Raw genomic sequence first — 15557 nt, 5'->3', positions numbered from 1 at the left:
GACTTTTTGTATATTTTCCTCTCACGAACAAAGAATAGGAGAACAGAAACGGAGGGGCTTTTATGGGTTTTGCAGTATTTTTCTTTATAGCATGGCTGATTACAGCGATATTTTTTGCGATTCAGAAAAAATTATCACTTATTGAGAACACATTTATCTTTATGCTCATTCTTGTGATCAGCATCAATTGGTCCTGGATTATTTACGAAGGATTCAAGTTTATTAAGATCACCAAAGAACCAATGAATTATACGGCATTTTTGTTTTTTAGAAGTGTTATTATTCCAATGCTTCTGGTGTTACAGCTGAATTTAGTTCATCAATCCAAAACATTTGGAAGTGCCGCTTTGATTACATCCCTTTCTGTTGCGACATTACTTTTACTAGATGGACTTTCGTTTTATCTTAATATTACAACTTATAAAAATTGGCACATCTTCTACGATTTCCTGTATTTTGCTGGACTTCATGCCATTGCCTATTACCTTCTCTGGCTATTTAGAAAAGTTTCATACCGAGGGGTGAACTACTCATGATTCTATGGGAAGCTTTCGATAAGAATGAGATATTTATATTAATTTTGAACATCATAGCTTACGGTGTATTGTTTTTGCTTCCTAAGAAATTTACTCGCGATATTGTCCTCTTATTTTTAGTGTGGGGCTTTACCATTGGGATCTTCTTTGATTTTACCATTGGCGGAGGTTTAATTGACTTTTACTTACTAAATGATTCCAATAAATACGGACTGAACGATATATGTTATTATCTGGCTTTTGCTCCGTTCGGCTATTTCTTTGTTCACTTCTATGAGGTATTTAACATCAATCGGGGAACGTTCATTTGGTACGTGACGGTGTGGGCATTAGTCGGGTTAGGACTACATTGGATATTCATACTAATTGATATTGTGAATCCTAAGAATGGCTATCAACTGCTCTACTCTTTCCCAGTGTTTTTGATCACCCAAACCATGACCGTCCTATTTTATCAACTAGTCAAGTCCAAACATAAAGTACTTAAAAACGCAGAACAGCCTGACTAAAGGGAAAAAGGGAAAGTACAGCCCGAATGGAAAAAAGTGTTTTATCCTTCATCCATGGATTGCGCTGCATCAACAAGGTCCCTCAGTGTGTACTTCCCTTCTGAATCTTCTGAGATAATAAGGCTCAGGGTCATCGTCGACCCATCACTTTTTTCCCACTCAAGTTGTTTTACGTTTTCCTTGTCACTCAGTACAACTGCCTTCGTTCCATTCAAATTCACCTTTCCAAGCTTTTGATCGTCATGATCCTTTAGTTCCGTATACCAATGAACAACATGCAAGTTTACTTCCTGGTTTGAAATCAAGAATTCTGTTCTCGTTATCTCGTCTGATTGAGACGATACTGTTTCATAGCCGAAGTTTACATAGGTCGGTTGAAACGGAAGCTGTTTAGGAATTGTTAATTGCCTCTGAATTGTTGTGGGCAGCTCCGCTATTTTTTCCTTGACTGCTTTCGGATACTGTTTTTTCAACTCTGCTAAACTAACGTCATAGGAACATGCGGCTAAGAATACCACAAGCAGCATCAACAACTTCTTCATAGGTTTACTCCCCTTTTTTTCTTAAAATCTAGCTACATTACGGTATGTGATAGACTGACAGATCATGTCCTGCATCATTCTTCACACAATTAGCTAGGGCTATGTTTGAATGCATGTTTGTGGTATAATGGCATCTGTCAAAATTTTTATAACAAATCTGTTACAGATACAGGAGAGGTTCTAGCTACACCCTCTATAAAAAACTAAGGATGGAACTGTACCCCCTTAGGTGCGGTTTTTTTACGTTTTTTGAGGTTTAGTAGAATTCTCTTTTCAATTGAAAGGGGATTTTTTTATGGATAAAAATAAAGCTGTTGTTGTGTTTAGCGGAGGTCAGGACAGTACAACGTGTTTATTCTGGGCTCTTGAAAAATATGATGAAGTTGAAGTGGTGACATTTGATTATAACCAGCGTCATAACCAGGAAATTGAAGTAGCTAAGGAAATCGCCACTGATTTGAAAGTGAAGCATCATGTGCTCGATATGTCCTTGTTAAGTCAGTTGGCACCTAACGCTTTAACAAGAGATGATATCGAAGTAAAAGATGGTGAAGACGGCGAATTACCATCGACTTTCGTGCCAGGACGTAACTTATTGTTCTTATCGTTTGCAGCTATTTTGGCAAAACAAGTTGGAGCAAAGCATGTCATTACCGGGGTGTGCGAAACTGACTTTAGCGGCTATCCCGATTGCCGGGATGTTTTTATCAAATCACTAAACGTCACCTTGAATTTATCTATGGATGATCAGTTCGTCGTTCATACACCGTTAATGTGGCTTGATAAAGCACAGACGTGGGAGCTCGCCGATCAACTTGGAGCTTTCTCTTATGTAAGAGAAAAAACGTTAACTTGTTATAACGGGGTTCGCGGAGACGGCTGCGGAGAATGCCCGGCATGTAAACTTAGACAAAACGGACTCGACACCTACCTTAAGCAACGAGACGAGGTGAATAAGTGATGCAGCAGTACGGGTTTACCATCGTGGAAAACTTGCAGAAAATTGATGAAGATATTAAGCGGCATGAGTTGAAATACCATACTAAGCGTGTTCTCGTCAGTAAGGAGTTTACCTTCGATGCTGCGCACCATTTGCACTGTTACGAAGGTAAGTGTAAAAACCTTCACGGTCATACGTATAAAGTTATTTTTGGCATAAGTGGATATGTGGATGAGATTGGGATTGTCTTGGACTTTGGGGACATTAAAACCATCTGGAAAGAGCAAATTGAAGTTCATCTCGACCACCGTTACTTGAATGACACACTGCCGCAGATGAATACTACTGCAGAAAATATGGTCGTCTGGATCTATGAGAAAATGGACCGCGCCTTGCAAGATGAACGGAATGACCTGCGCGTGGAATCTGTGCAGCTTTATGAAACGCCAACAAGCTATGCCGAAGTGAGACGGGAGTGGATGAATCATGAATAAATTTCCCGTCTTAGAAATTTTCGGACCTACTATCCAGGGAGAAGGTATGGTAGTCGGAAGAAAAACGATGTTTGTGCGAACAGCAGGGTGTGACTATAGCTGTTCCTGGTGTGACTCAGCATTCACATGGGATGGCAGTGCGAAAGAAGAAGTACAACGGCTTACTGCTGAAGAGATTGTACAGCAGCTCAAAGAAACAGGCGGCGGCTATTTTGACCATGTAACGATCTCCGGTGGGAACCCTGCTCTCCTAAAAAATCTCCATGAATTGATTGAACCGCTTCATGAGATGAATATAGAAGTTGCCCTGGAAACTCAGGGCAGTCGCTGGCAGGATTGGTTTCTTACCATTGATGATTTGACGATTTCGCCCAAACCGCCAAGCTCGCACATGGAAACGAACTGGAATGTGTTAGATGAAATTATTGAGCGGTTGGAGTCAAACGATCGTCTGGCGTACACAAGTCTTAAAGTGGTTATTTTTAACGAGGAAGATCTTAAATATGCCGAGCAAGTCCATCAACGATATCCTGCTATTCCCTTCTTCCTTCAAGTCGGGAATGATGATTTACAGGAATCTGAACCTGCTCGTTTGGCCACGGATCTTTTAACAAAATATGAATGGCTGATCGATCAAGTCGTCGCCTCAACGACTCTAAACCATGTGCGTGTGCTGCCGCAAGTCCACGCCTTGCTTTGGGGTAACAAACGCGGTGTATAACAAATGGAGCTCACACCTGATGATGTGAGCTCCATTTGTGTATCACTTTTTACTATCGTAATGTCCTTTAACGACCACAGCTGCGTGTACAGCACCTGGCACATAAAAGATCATCGTTAAGAGTAAGTTTAATAACGCTTTTAACGGTTTTCCCGTAAATAATACCGCTACAGGCGGCAGTAAAATTGCGAAAATATATAACATGCTTCTGATCACTCCTTCTTCTTACTTTGATACCCGATTAACAGCTCTGTTTAACTTACCGATTTCCTTTGCCGCCTTCTCTGTCTCCAAATCGTCAGCTCCAATGCGCCAATACAAATGGCTAACCATGAAAGTCCCAGCAAGAGACCCGCAATAATATCTGTTAAAAAGTGCACCCCTAAGTACACACGGCTGAGAGCAACCAGCAAAATAACAATCATCAACGCCATGTTAATCGGCCATTTCCACTTTTTATCTAATGAACTGATCACCACAAGGTAGATGACAAACCCGTAAAAGGTTACGGCTCCCGTTGTATGTCCGCTTGGGAAGCTAAAACCTGTCCCATCATATTGAGCGAGAATATCGGGACGCTGCCTTTCAAACAACAGCTTCAAACCTTTGGTCAATAAACTAATCCCAATCATATTCACACCAAAGTAAACCGTTACCCACGCACTAAATGATGAGAAAAACAGTAGGTAAACTGCCAACATGATCGAAAAAATAGTAATCAACGGAACAGACCCTATATCAGTAATCCAGCCTACTATCACGGAAAGCTGTTCAGAACTAATTGTGTTTACAAAGTTTGTAGCCGCCTGGTCAATGGCAAACTTCTCTTTTTCGATAACATCCTCAGCTATCTCAAGAAATAGGAAAGCAGCACTTGCGACTGCAGCAAACCCTGCAATAATTAATAAAACCGACATCCTTGAAAGATCGGAAAGTTTAGTACCAGAAAACAGCAAAATCTAATTCCTCCCACCCTATAAACAATTTCATAATCGATAGTATTCCCTTATCCCGACCAAATGAAACGAAGTCACAGCTCTGCTCATAATCCTTCCATATAGTTTGTCATATTGCAAAAATACTGATACGATTGTTTGAAAATTATTGAAATTACGAAAGGGAAGATTCGTATGAAACTCTATATGTCTGTTGATATGGAAGGAATCACAGGTTTACCGGATTCCACTTTCGTTGACTCAAATCGTCATAATTATGAAAGAGGACGAATCATCATGACAGAGGAGACGAATTATGTCGCTAGAGCGGCTTTTGACCACGAAAATTCAGAAATAGTTGTAAATGACAGCCATTCTAAGATGAATAATCTGTTAGTCGAACAACTACATCCTGATGTACAACTGATTACTGGGGACGTTAAACCTTATTCAATGGTTCAGGGGCTGGACCACACGTATGAGGGAGCTATTTTCCTAGGATATCATGCACGGGCGGGAAACAGAGGTGTGATGTCACACTCGATGACGAACCGTGTTCGCAACTTCTTTATTGATGATGTTGCTGTCGGCGAACTGGGGCTAAACGCTTATTATGCGGGATATTATGGTGTTCCTGTGCTTATGGTTTCAGGAGACAACATGGCTGCCCAGGAAGCAGAAAAACTTATTCCACACGTGATTACCGCTCCCGTAAAAGAAACCATTTCACGTTCCGCTGTTAAAACATTATCTCCAAAAAGAGCCGGAGAATTGCTGCAGCGTAAAACAGCTGAAGCTATTCAAAGCCGTAGTAAGATTCAACCGCTTGTACCGCCATCCCATCCTACACTTCGGATTGAGTTTACCAATTACGGCCAAGCCGAATGGGCGAATCTTATGCCACGCACGGAACTTGAGCCGGGGACTACGATTGTTTCCTATAAAGCAAAAGATATCCGTGAAGCTTATCAAGCTATGTTAGTGATGACAGAACTTGCTGATCGGGCCACATTCTCTTAATCAAATAGTGCTTTACTGAGGAGCTCTTCGCATATAATAGTGGAGAAGTTTAAACTCCAGTAAAATGAATGAACGCATGCGTGTGGTGATCGCAATCAGGCTTAAAATGAGCGATTGTCCACATTTAAGAGCGAAATTGTATTCTAAGCGAGCGTTTTTATGTAATCATGAGCTTTAGACATGGACTTCTGAGCGATAAGTGCCAAAAACACATGGAGGGAAGGAGAAATTTAATTGTTACTTCCTAAAAAACTGAAACCTGGTGACACAATTGGTGTGATCGCCCCAGCTAGTCCGCCAAACTTGTCGAATTTACAACGTTCCATCCATTTTCTCAACCAACTCGGTTTGCATGTTAAAGTCGCCCCGCATGTGAGAAGTGAATATGGCTATTTGGCTGGCACCGACTCACAAAGACTCGAGGACCTTCACACCATGTTTGCCGATCCTTCCATCAACGGCATCATTTGTGCCGGAGGTGGATATGGCACGAGTCGAATAGCACCATTTATTGATTACAAACTCATTAACCGAAACCCAAAAGTCTTTTGGGGCTACAGTGATATTACCTTTTTACATACTTCCATTCGCCAACAGACAGGGCTTGTCACCTTTCATGGTCCCATGCTTTGCTCAGATGTAGGCAAAGAAAACTTTGATCCCTTATCTAAAGCAATGTTTCAACAGCTTTTTGAACCAACAAGATTAATCTATTCTGATGCTGTATCTCCTCTTCAAATTATCAGCCATGGAGAAGCTTGCGGTGAAATCGTTGGTGGAAACTTATCCTTACTTGTTAATTCAATCGGGTCAGCGTATGAAGTTGATACAATAAATAAATTATTGCTCATTGAAGATGTTGGCGAGGAACCTTACCGCATCGACTCCTTCTTAAGCCAGCTGAAGCTTGCCGGGAAGTTAGATCAGTCAGCAGGAATTATTGTCGGAGATTTTAGTAAAGCCACACCGAAGCATCCGGAAGATTCCTTAACACTCGAACAAGTTTTCAACTACTATTTTTCTTCACTTATGAAACCGGTCGTATCCGGATTTAAAATTGGCCATTGTCTTCCGCATTTCGCCGTCCCCCTGGGTAGTCAGGCTGCACTTTCAAGCTCTACAAAATCACTAAAGGTAAACCCAGGTGTACAATAGAATTCATTGATTCTGAACAAGATGAATCGATCATCTTGTTCTTCTTATGACTCACTGAGTGAATAGGACAAAAAGTAACAAGCATATAGTTAGTTATCTACAAGAAAGAAGGGATATCGATGGACCTCGTCATTACTGCGGGAACAACGTTACTCATCGGTTCAATTTCTTATGGGGTCTATAAGTTTTCACAAAAAGAACATACAGAACACATAACCCTAACACCTGTGGAGTATGTGTTCACGAAATCAAATAAATCACCTAAACAAAAAGTAAAAGAAGTCATTGATCACACAAAAAAAACATTAGATGTTGCCATGTTTTTATTAACAGAAACTGATTTTGTTACACACATCACCAAGGCGACCAAAAGAGGGGTAAACGTTCGAGTGATTACTGATAGAACCCAAGCGAGTGATCAATCCAAACAGACCGCAAATATTCAGAAGCTAATCGAGGCTGGTGTACCTGTTAAGGTCAATACTTATGATGGAAATATGCATTTAAAAGTCATGATCTCAGATCAAAGCCTTGTCACAACCGGATCCTATAATTTCACTTACTCAGCTGAGAATAAAAATGATGAAGTACTTGTCGTCATTAGAGGTAAAAAGATCGGCGAGGAATGGAACGACAAGTTTGACTCAATGTGGAATGACAGCTCACATTACAGTCCTTACTCACAGGACGCTGAAGAGAAATATGCTTAGTCCTGGCTCGAACGCTAGGTAATTGGAAATTTGCATGTGAGCCGGGACAAAACTGAATTAAGCATAAAATAATCTTAGTCGAACCTCCAATAATGATTTCCTCATGCCCACATAGATTTCGACATCTTTTTGACTATATCAGTATTTAAATGGGTAAAGAGAACATTTCTGTTAAAATTGAATTAGTTACATTTAAAACAAACCTATCCTACGCACAAATAGCGAATACATTCGAAGGAGATACAAATGAAACCCACAACTAATCAGAAAAATTATACAGGAATTGTCGTCACTCTTACCCTGGTCATTAATGGTTTAATCGCATTGCTTTTCTTTATGCCAAAGCTTGAGCAATTCAGCCACCTGGATGTTACGTTTCTGCCCTTGTTAAATGCCGTGTTAAATAGCTTTACATTCATCTTTCTGTTAGCAGCGCTCTTTATGATTAAACAGCGAAACATTAAAGCACATAAACGATTCGTGCTGGCTGCCTTTACGACAACTTTCTTCTTTTTGCTTTCGTACGTCACCTACCATGCGCTTGCTGAGTCAACGCATTTTGGAGCAGAAGGTTTGATTATGTACGTGTACTACTTTATCTTAATTTCACATATTTTACTTTCCATCGTGATTGTTCCTTTGGCTCTGATTACATTATTCCGCGGTCTCAACCGTCAGGATGAACGCCATAGAAAAATTGCACGCTGGACGATGCCGCTGTGGTTATATGTAAGCTTAACCGGTGTTATTGTCTATTTAATGATTTCTCCTTATTATTAAACAGCACAAAAGACCCGATTCAACACACTTATGTTGAATCGGGTCTTTTATTATTTCACCGACTTAAAAGGTTTTTCCATAAGAAGTAAATCGCTCCGTTTCCGATTGGTGGCGATAATATAGATAGCCAGAATTCCAATTATTGAAACAATCACAGTCCCTAAATTAAACCAGCCTTTTTCTGCTGTCCACACAATCGCATATCCGAGCGCTCCCGTCATCGTCACATAATAAGTAAATGGGATAATGGTTTTCCTGATTACCTCTCCCTCTTTTCCTACTAAACCAACAACAGCGGAAGCTGCTACAACATTATGGACACAAATCATATTCCCTGCCGCTCCACCGACCGCTTGAAGAGCGACAATCCAAGAAGCATCTACACCAATTTGTGCGCCCACATCGTATTGAAATAGTGAGAACATCATGTTACTCACGGTATTACTTCCCGCAATAAATGCTCCAACTCCTCCGATGAGCGGGGCGAACAATGGCCAAAAGTCACCAGCTAAAGCTGCAATTCCATTAGCGAGCTCAATAGGCATGCCTTCATACCCGGCAGTGCCTCCACCCGAATTTAGGAAAACCTGCACCATGGGCACAGTAAAAACCAACGCTGTCGATGCCGCAATCATGGTTTTAGCAGAATGCGACCATGCACGTTTATAACTGGATCTATTCATTTGATGGATGAAAAATGTAATCAGAGAAACGAGAACAAATACCGACCCTGGTGAGTATAGGGGCTGGAAGCTTGCTGTAATATCAGAGCCAAAAATATTAGGCACTGAAATGGTCCAGGCTTTGACTAATTCAAGAAATGGCAGCGCTTCCAATCTAGTAATGACTAAAAACAATCCAATTAAAACATAAGGAGTCCAAGCTCGAGCCATCGACATTTTTCCACTTTTATGAGAGATATCCTTGATTTCAATACTTCCCGTCCATTCAGGGTCCCACTGAGATTTCTCTTCAAAATCCCATTGCTCCTCTTTAGAAGGCATCAGGAATCCCTTTTTAGCAGCTGAAACAACGATAACTAATCCAACTAACCCGCCAATCATGGATGGGAATTCAGGTCCTAGAAGGTTGGCCACGATAACGTATGGAATCGTCATAGAAAAAGCTGCAAATAAAGCAAATTTCCATACTCTCAGACCCTCACTAAACGATTTATTTTTCCCAAAGAACCTTGTCATGAGTGCAACTACAAATAACGGGATTAATGTTCCGACGATTGCATGAACGATAGCTACTCTGCCGCCAATCATCGTAACAAGCGCTAAAAAGTTACTCGTAATCCCAGGGTCTGCTGCCAGGCCGGACTGTACACCAACTAGAATCGGTGTCCCCACGGCACCAAAGGAGACAGGTGTGCTTTGGATCACCATTCCTGCCACAACAGCTGCCATTGCCGGAAAACCGAGGCCAACGAGCAAAGGAACAGCCACCGCTGCCGGTGTACCAAAACCTGCTGATCCTTCGATGAATGATCCGAATAACCAAGCTATGATGATCACCTGAATTCTCCGGTCAGGAGATATACCGATAAACCCTTGACGAATGGTCTTAATCCCGCCGCTCTCCTGTAAAGTATTTAATAATAAAATAGCACCAAAGATAATATAAAGGAGTGTTGCTGCAACGACTAAACCATTAATGGAAGCTGCCGCTACGACAGCACCAGGAACCTGCCAAACAAACAGTGCTAAAACCACAGCCACAAGATAAGAAATCGGCATGGCCTTACTGGCTGGCCACTTAAGACCCACGAGAAAGACCGCTACAGCTACTATCGGCAAGATCGATAATAATGCTAAGACACCTGTGTTCATTATTTTCCCTCCAACATTATTTTTATGTCATTACACTAGCCTGACTCTTTTAAAGCAGCATGTATGATTGGCGATGTGGGATATGGGCAGCAGCGTAATGCAAGAGAGGCTGGAACATAAGTAAATATCTAAAGTAAAAGACGAACAAAGTGCTGTTTAAGCGAAGTATATTTTCGTAGCGGTTAAATCCACCAATTACAGTTTTACCTAAGTTCGGATTTTCAATTGATAAAAATACTTTTGGCCCAACCTCTTTTTAAATGACGGTATTTATTTATGGCGGGTTCCTGATGGTTTAGAATCTACTCGTGACTTCGATCGTCAGAGTCTAGGAACTTACTAATGTTTGTGAATTGATTGTCTTGTTTCTTAATGTTCCGATTTCATCTACCTTACATTCGATCACATCCCCTTCTTTGACGAAATGTGCCCCTAGCGGACTTCCTGTAAGAATGACGTCACCTGGATGCAAGGTCATGACTGTAGACAAATAGGCAACCATCTCTTTCAAAGGTACAATCATGTGTTCCGTAGGGCTGTTCTGCTTTTCTACCCCATTAACTTCAGCCTTCACCCTCACCTTTAACGGATCCAGCTCTGTTTCAACTACCGGACCAAGCGGTGTAAAGGTGTCAAAAGATTTTCCTACTGTCCAATGACCATCTTCATGGAAAAATTGCGGCGCGGTCACATCATTCCCTATCGTATAGCCAAATACATATTCCAGCACTTGATCTTTCGAGAGGTTCTTTGCCTCCTTGCCGATGACCACAGCTAATTCTGATTCAAACTTTATTTCCTCGATAGCGTTTGGAATGACAACATCCTGCTCTGGCCCTGCGATAGAGGAAGCGGGTTTATAAAAGAATACGGGAAGTTCAGGAATTGTATCAGGCAATTCTTCCTTACTGGCCACATAATTCGCACCTATCCCAATCACTTTGCCTGGGGACACAGGCGCTAACCATTCCACATCTTCAGCTGAATAGATTTCTTCAGTGAATTCCCACTCATCAAAAATATCCCCTTTCACGGCCTTAATTCCTTTCTCAGTCAACACCCCATATTGTTCTGAATGATTGTAACGAAATCTAGCAAACTTCATCTTTCCACTCCTCTCAATCGGTTAATGAGCTACCGTGTCTTTTACGATCTTTTTTACATCCATACAACGACTGGGTGTCGGGAACAATTTCCCTTGATTTAGTAAATTCTCCGGGTTAAACACTTCACGAATTCTCGTCTGTGCTTCCAGTTCTTCATCTGAAAAAATAAATCGCATCTCTTCTTTTTTCTCAATTCCAACACCATGTTCTCCTGTTATCGAACCGCCAACGTCCGCGCAAGCTTTCAAACAGGCTGATCCTGCTTTCAAAGCCTTCTCGGTTTCACCCGGGACCCTGGAATCAAATAAAATTAATGGATGGAGATTCCCATCACCCGCATGAAAAATATTCGCAATTCTCAAACCATATTCTTTGCTGATCTTTGCTATATTGCTCAATACCCCAGGCAGCGTACTTCTCGGGATGACCCCATCCTGCACAAGGTAGTCTGGTGATATCGCTCCCATTGCTCCAAAGCCAGTTTTTCTGTTGGCCCACCAGGCTCCTCTTTCCTCCTCACTTTGGGCCACTTTTACTTCTCTTACATTTCTTACATGACAAACTTGTAAAATCTCTTCAATCTGCTCCTCAATACCTGCCGTAATGCCATCAACTTCTATCAGCAGTAATGCTTCGATATCTTTAGGATGACCTACCGGAAAAGCACCTGCTTCTACACCTTCAATCGCAATTTTATCCATCATTTCTAGTGCAGCAGGAACAATACCCGCTGAGACAATATCAGATACGGCATGGCTTCCATCTTCTACATCATCAAAATAGGCAAGTACCGTTTGTTTCCCTTGTGGATTTTTTAAAATGCGAACGGTGATCTTCGTAACAATCCCAAGTGTTCCCTCTGAACCTGTCAATAAGCCTAATAAGTCATAACCGGGTGTATCAGGTATTCCATTTTCGCTGATCTCAATAACTTCCCCATTAGGAAGCACAACTTCGAGTCCCAATATATGATTGGTTGTGACTCCATACTTTAAGCAATGTGCTCCTCCGGCGTTTTCCGCGACATTCCCTCCGATCGTACACACATATTGACTTGAGGGATCCGGTGCATAGTAATATCCTTTGTCAGAAATTGAGTTCGTTAATTTCAAATTAACAAACCCCGGCTGTACCACAGCCTGCCTGTTTTCATAATCAACACTAAGTAGCTTCTTCATCTTCACCAAACTGATGATCACTTCTTCATTCAGGGGGATGGCGCCTCCACTTAGTCCCGTTCCGGCCCCTCTAGCTAGAAAAGGGATCTGATGCTCAGAACAGTATTTCACCAAAGCCGCAACCTCTTCGGTATTTTTCGGAAAAACGACTGCCTTTGGAAGAGCCTTCTCAATAGCAAACCCATCACAATCATAAGATAAAAGGTCTGCCTTCTTAAAAAGAATGTCGTCCGTTCCAACAATGTTCGCCAATTGATCAATGTACCTGTCACCGCTTAACTTTTTCTTTTTATTTAATGAGAACAACAGGTTCACCTCTCTCCAGCAGATACTATTTTTTCTTTTCCTAGATTCCCATGATCCTGATCTTTTTGATAAGCCCAATCCAGCAGCTGCACCGTATGAACAATCTCTGCCTTTCTTCCATACTTTTGAACACCTAGAGCCATCTGAAGCATACATCCTGGGTTTCCCATTGAGATCATCTCAACATCATGTGGAACATGTTCCATCTTTCTTTCCAGCACAGAGCCGGCCATTTTCGGATTGGTAATATTATAAATGCCTGCACTTCCACAGCACGTATCAGCATTTGACTGTTCAATATACTCCACTCCAGGTATGTCATTGATTAGCTGTCTAGGCTCGTGACGAACTCCTTGCCCATGAGCTAAATGGCATGCATCATGATACGTAATTTTTTTATTCAGCTCACTTTTCGGCTTCTCGTAACCGCTGTCATATAAGTATTTAGAAATGTCCTCTACCTTTGCTGAAAAGGACTCTGCTCTTTCCCTCCAGCCTGGATCATCTTTAAATAATTCAGGATATTCTTTTAGTGCGCACCCACATCCCGCTGCATTGACTACGACTTTGTTTGTGTCTTCAAAAGCCTTGATATTTTGCTTAGCCAGTTTCTTTCCTGTGTCTCGATCACCAGCATGTACATGAAGAGCTCCACAACAAGTCTGGTTCTTAGGAAGTGCCACTTCATTTCCATTGTGGGTTAACACATTGATCGTTGATTGGTTAATATCACTGAACATAACATCCATAATACATCCCGTAAGGATCGCTACCCGTGCTTTTACTTCTCCTTTTGCCGGAATCACATCTACATCTTTAAATTTACGTTGGACGGAGGTTTTGACCATTGGCATGATCGACTCCATCTCAGCAAGATGACTAGGCATGACACGAGTGGCTCCAGTTTTACGGACAGCTTTTTGAAGCCCGCTCTTTTGATAAAATTTCAAAAGACCACTCACGGTATTTAAACGGTTCTTATGAGGAAATAACCCTTGCAGGAAGAACTTGCTCACTGCACCCTTTACGCCTGTCAACGGCATCGCCTGACGAACTTGGCCCCTTGCTTCTTCAATAAGTCCGCCAACATCGACATCTGCCGGACAGGCTGTCGTACATGCACGACAATCAAGGCATTGAAATACTGGGTCCATAAACTCTTCGTTTAATTCGATCTTGCCTTCCGCCACCGATTTTATTAAGTGAACCCGGCCTCTTGGCGAATGCTGTTCCTGTCCGGTTTCTAAATACGTTGGACACGACTCCAAACACATGCCGCAATGAACACAGTCAGCCCATTTGTTCTCATCAGGATGATCCTCTGGGAAATAATTGCTTAAGCTAGCAGTCGAACAAACCGGTTTATTATTTTTCACCTTCTCTACCAGCATCCTATATCCCTCCTATGAACCTCTTATAATTTAACGTGTTATGGGGGTCTACTTTTGCCTTAATGCCTTTAAATAAGAAAAAGTAGGAAGGAGGTTCTCCCCAGACGTTTACTTCTGAACGGAGGTTAAATGGCAAATGTTTAATAGCTGCGTGGCCGCTTTTCTGTTCCGCAAAATTTCTGATATGAGGAATTGCCTGCTTCATGCTAGTTTCTGATCCCTTCAAAATGATATGACTTACCCCATGTCCTGCTCCACCGTGGGCTTCCACCTTCATATCATATTTCTCCTGGATACGTCGACTTTCTTCAATGAGCTCAAAAACATCCAAGTTTTTACTTCCTAGTTTCAAAACACCTTCTATCTCAGCGTCGTCACACATTTCCTGTAAGCTGTTCGGAGCATTCGCAGCAAATTGAGCCCAAAAACCTTTGGCTTCCTGTAAGGATAATTGCGTTATTTCAGTACTGTCAGGTTTGTGTTCCTCCACCCAGTTTTCCTGATATTGAACCGAATTCTCGACATCTTCAAACGAGATTAATAAGCTATAAGCATGTTTATTAAGGAGTTTATAGGATAGAGTTGGATTCAGTAATTCCAATGAAGCCGGCTCCAGCATCGAGTCCTGCAGCTGAACCGCAAATGCCCGCAATTTCCCAAGTAGGTCCTCAGTCGCGGAGAGGATTATTAAGCTCTCGTATTTAGGGACAGGGCGCAATTTTAATGTGATTTCAGAAATCACGCCAAGTGTGCCCATCGAACCTATAAACAACTTGTTCATGTCATAACCGGCGACATTTTTTACAACTTTACCTCCTGTACGAATCACACTTCCGTCTGGATATACAACTCGTAACCCAATCACAAGATCGCGTGCCGATCCATACATTAAACGTTTAGGTCCACTTTCGTTTGCTGCAATAACACCGCCGATTGTCGAATCATCTGGCCAAGCTGGATCTATGGCCGCCATCTGGTTATGCTCCTTTAAATAATTCTGCAATTCAGCTATCGTCGTACCAGGTTTTAAGGTCACCGTCATATCTCCGACCGTATGTTCGACAATCCCTTTATACTTAGCTAAAGATAACAAATAATCGTACTCCTCCATTCCTCCTCCATAACCTTGTTTCGTTCCCCTGCCCATAACGGATATCTTCTTCCCTTCTTCTTGAGCAGACCTAAGTACCATTGATAGTTCACTTTCAGATGTTGGGGTGAGCACAGTCACTCCGTTATGACCAAACGCTTTATTCGGAACCCTTATTTCATTCATTAACTCTTTTAGTTCCATACCATCCGCCTCCTGTGAGAGCTTGATGAGTGATGACATCCCCTACATATTTCGACTATTTATTTAAATATTCAGAAAAGTATAGTTAAAAAAATATATGTAAGG

The 15557-nt window shown here is 41.7% G+C and carries 17 protein-coding genes and 1 riboswitch; of the genes, 9 read left to right on the top strand and 8 right to left on the bottom strand.

The features are described 5' to 3' along the window. Window positions 1-62: 62 nt before the first annotated feature. Together B5354_RS05435 and B5354_RS05430 are read left to right on the top strand one after the other, a co-directional pair. Window positions 63-536, top strand: coding sequence for a hypothetical protein (locus tag B5354_RS05435; RefSeq protein WP_079526623.1), 474 nt, complete (start codon window positions 63-65; stop codon window positions 534-536). Continuing rightward, window positions 533-1045, top strand: a complete 513-nt coding sequence (locus B5354_RS05430) for a hypothetical protein (protein WP_079526621.1) — start codon at window positions 533-535, stop codon at window positions 1043-1045. Before B5354_RS05435 ends, B5354_RS05430 begins: the two co-directional genes overlap by 4 nt. 41 nt (window positions 1046-1086) lie before the next feature. Here B5354_RS05430 and B5354_RS05425 read toward each other — a convergent pair whose 3' ends face one another. Beyond that, complete coding sequence (locus B5354_RS05425; RefSeq protein WP_079526620.1) at window positions 1087-1587, bottom strand: hypothetical protein; 501 nt, start codon at window positions 1585-1587, stop codon at window positions 1087-1089. Window positions 1588-1755: 168 nt separating this feature from the next. Further along, a riboswitch (PreQ1 riboswitch) is annotated at window positions 1756-1800 on the top strand. Window positions 1801-1882: 82 nt separating this feature from the next. Here B5354_RS05425 and queC point away from each other — a divergent pair. The 3 genes from queC to queE are packed head-to-tail and all read left to right on the top strand — an operon-like array spanning window position 1883 to window position 3742. After that, a complete protein-coding gene (gene queC, locus B5354_RS05420; RefSeq protein ID WP_079526618.1) occupies window positions 1883-2548 on the top strand; it encodes a 7-cyano-7-deazaguanine synthase QueC in 666 nt (221 codons plus the stop codon). Continuing rightward, window positions 2548-3021, top strand: a complete 474-nt coding sequence (gene queD / locus B5354_RS05415; protein WP_079526616.1) for a 6-carboxytetrahydropterin synthase QueD — start codon at window positions 2548-2550, stop codon at window positions 3019-3021. Before queC ends, queD begins: the two co-directional genes overlap by 1 nt. Then, entirely contained in the window at window positions 3014-3742 is a 729-nt protein-coding gene (gene queE, locus B5354_RS05410; protein WP_176142411.1) for a 7-carboxy-7-deazaguanine synthase QueE, read from the top strand. Before queD ends, queE begins: the two co-directional genes overlap by 8 nt. Before the next feature lie 42 nt (window positions 3743-3784). Here queE and B5354_RS05405 read toward each other — a convergent pair whose 3' ends face one another. Both B5354_RS05405 and B5354_RS05400 read right to left on the bottom strand, forming a co-directional pair. Next, the gene (locus B5354_RS05405; RefSeq protein ID WP_079526612.1) at window positions 3785-3946 is read right to left on the bottom strand and encodes a YqaE/Pmp3 family membrane protein; all 162 of its coding nucleotides are present in this window, start codon (window positions 3944-3946) and stop codon (window positions 3785-3787) included. Window positions 3947-3996: 50 nt separating this feature from the next. Beyond that, complete coding sequence (locus tag B5354_RS05400) at window positions 3997-4698, bottom strand: phosphatase PAP2 family protein (RefSeq protein WP_079526610.1); 702 nt, start codon at window positions 4696-4698, stop codon at window positions 3997-3999. Window positions 4699-4872: 174 nt separating this feature from the next. Here B5354_RS05400 and B5354_RS05395 point away from each other — a divergent pair, with 174 nt between their 5' ends. The 4 genes from B5354_RS05395 to B5354_RS05380 all read left to right on the top strand — a co-directional run bounded on the left by B5354_RS05395 (window position 4873) and on the right by B5354_RS05380 (window position 8342). Beyond that, complete coding sequence (locus tag B5354_RS05395) at window positions 4873-5697, top strand: M55 family metallopeptidase (RefSeq protein ID WP_079526608.1); 825 nt, start codon at window positions 4873-4875, stop codon at window positions 5695-5697. Between the two features lie 234 nt (window positions 5698-5931). Continuing rightward, window positions 5932-6852: a S66 peptidase family protein gene (locus tag B5354_RS05390; protein WP_079526606.1), complete on the top strand. Its 921-nt coding sequence runs from the start codon at window positions 5932-5934 to the stop codon at window positions 6850-6852. A 119-nt stretch (window positions 6853-6971) separates the two neighbouring features. Beyond that, window positions 6972-7562 (top strand): phospholipase D-like domain-containing protein, encoded by a 591-nt coding sequence (locus B5354_RS05385; RefSeq protein ID WP_079526604.1) that lies wholly within the window; start codon window positions 6972-6974, stop codon window positions 7560-7562. Between the two features lie 246 nt (window positions 7563-7808). Continuing rightward, window positions 7809-8342, top strand: coding sequence for a DUF420 domain-containing protein (locus B5354_RS05380; protein ID WP_079526602.1), 534 nt, complete (start codon window positions 7809-7811; stop codon window positions 8340-8342). Window positions 8343-8392: 50 nt separating this feature from the next. On the opposite strand, the gene B5354_RS05375 is transcribed toward B5354_RS05380, so the two are convergent. The 5 genes from B5354_RS05375 to B5354_RS05355 form a co-directional block, all read right to left on the bottom strand. After that, on the bottom strand, window positions 8393-10177 hold the full coding sequence (locus B5354_RS05375; protein WP_079526600.1) for an L-lactate permease: 1785 nt from the start codon (window positions 10175-10177) through the stop codon (window positions 8393-8395). A 328-nt stretch (window positions 10178-10505) separates the two neighbouring features. Next, on the bottom strand, window positions 10506-11282 hold the full coding sequence (locus B5354_RS05370) for a fumarylacetoacetate hydrolase family protein (protein ID WP_079526598.1): 777 nt from the start codon (window positions 11280-11282) through the stop codon (window positions 10506-10508). 21 nt (window positions 11283-11303) lie between these two features. Next, complete coding sequence (locus tag B5354_RS05365) at window positions 11304-12722, bottom strand: FAD-linked oxidase C-terminal domain-containing protein (protein ID WP_425432093.1); 1419 nt, start codon at window positions 12720-12722, stop codon at window positions 11304-11306. A gap of 50 nt (window positions 12723-12772) precedes the next feature. Continuing rightward, entirely contained in the window at window positions 12773-14158 is a 1386-nt protein-coding gene (locus B5354_RS05360; RefSeq protein ID WP_079526594.1) for a (Fe-S)-binding protein, read from the bottom strand. A gap of 1 nt (window position 14159) precedes the next feature. Continuing rightward, on the bottom strand, window positions 14160-15452 hold the full coding sequence (locus B5354_RS05355; RefSeq protein ID WP_079526592.1) for an FAD-binding oxidoreductase: 1293 nt from the start codon (window positions 15450-15452) through the stop codon (window positions 14160-14162). Window positions 15453-15557: the final 105 nt, after the last annotated feature.

This window comes from Halobacillus hunanensis (assembly GCF_900166655.1).
GTDB classification, from domain to species: Bacteria; Bacillota; Bacilli; order Bacillales; family Halobacillaceae; genus Halobacillus_A; species Halobacillus_A hunanensis.
Note: the sequence above shows the minus strand (reverse complement) of the source record. Positions and strands in the feature narration are given on the sequence as shown.

Coding starts and splice junctions, on each gene's coding strand:
- B5354_RS05435 (WP_079526623.1), top strand. CDS start 63: ATGGGTTTTGCAGTATTTTTCTTTATAGCATGGCTGATTACAGCGATA.
- B5354_RS05430 (WP_079526621.1), top strand. CDS start 533: ATGATTCTATGGGAAGCTTTCGATAAGAATGAGATATTTATATTAATT.
- B5354_RS05425 (WP_079526620.1), bottom strand. CDS start 1,587: ATGAAGAAGTTGTTGATGCTGCTTGTGGTATTCTTAGCCGCATGTTCC.
- queC (WP_079526618.1), top strand. CDS start 1,883: ATGGATAAAAATAAAGCTGTTGTTGTGTTTAGCGGAGGTCAGGACAGT.
- queD (WP_079526616.1), top strand. CDS start 2,548: ATGCAGCAGTACGGGTTTACCATCGTGGAAAACTTGCAGAAAATTGAT.
- queE (WP_176142411.1), top strand. CDS start 3,014: ATGAATAAATTTCCCGTCTTAGAAATTTTCGGACCTACTATCCAGGGA.
- B5354_RS05405 (WP_079526612.1), bottom strand. CDS start 3,946: ATGTTATATATTTTCGCAATTTTACTGCCGCCTGTAGCGGTATTATTT.
- B5354_RS05395 (WP_079526608.1), top strand. CDS start 4,873: ATGAAACTCTATATGTCTGTTGATATGGAAGGAATCACAGGTTTACCG.
- B5354_RS05385 (WP_079526604.1), top strand. CDS start 6,972: ATGGACCTCGTCATTACTGCGGGAACAACGTTACTCATCGGTTCAATT.
- B5354_RS05380 (WP_079526602.1), top strand. CDS start 7,809: ATGAAACCCACAACTAATCAGAAAAATTATACAGGAATTGTCGTCACT.
- B5354_RS05375 (WP_079526600.1), bottom strand. CDS start 10,177: ATGAACACAGGTGTCTTAGCATTATTATCGATCTTGCCGATAGTAGCT.
- B5354_RS05370 (WP_079526598.1), bottom strand. CDS start 11,282: ATGAAGTTTGCTAGATTTCGTTACAATCATTCAGAACAATATGGGGTG.
- B5354_RS05360 (WP_079526594.1), bottom strand. CDS start 14,158: ATGCTGGTAGAGAAGGTGAAAAATAATAAACCGGTTTGTTCGACTGCT.
- B5354_RS05355 (WP_079526592.1), bottom strand. CDS start 15,452: ATGGAACTAAAAGAGTTAATGAATGAAATAAGGGTTCCGAATAAAGCG.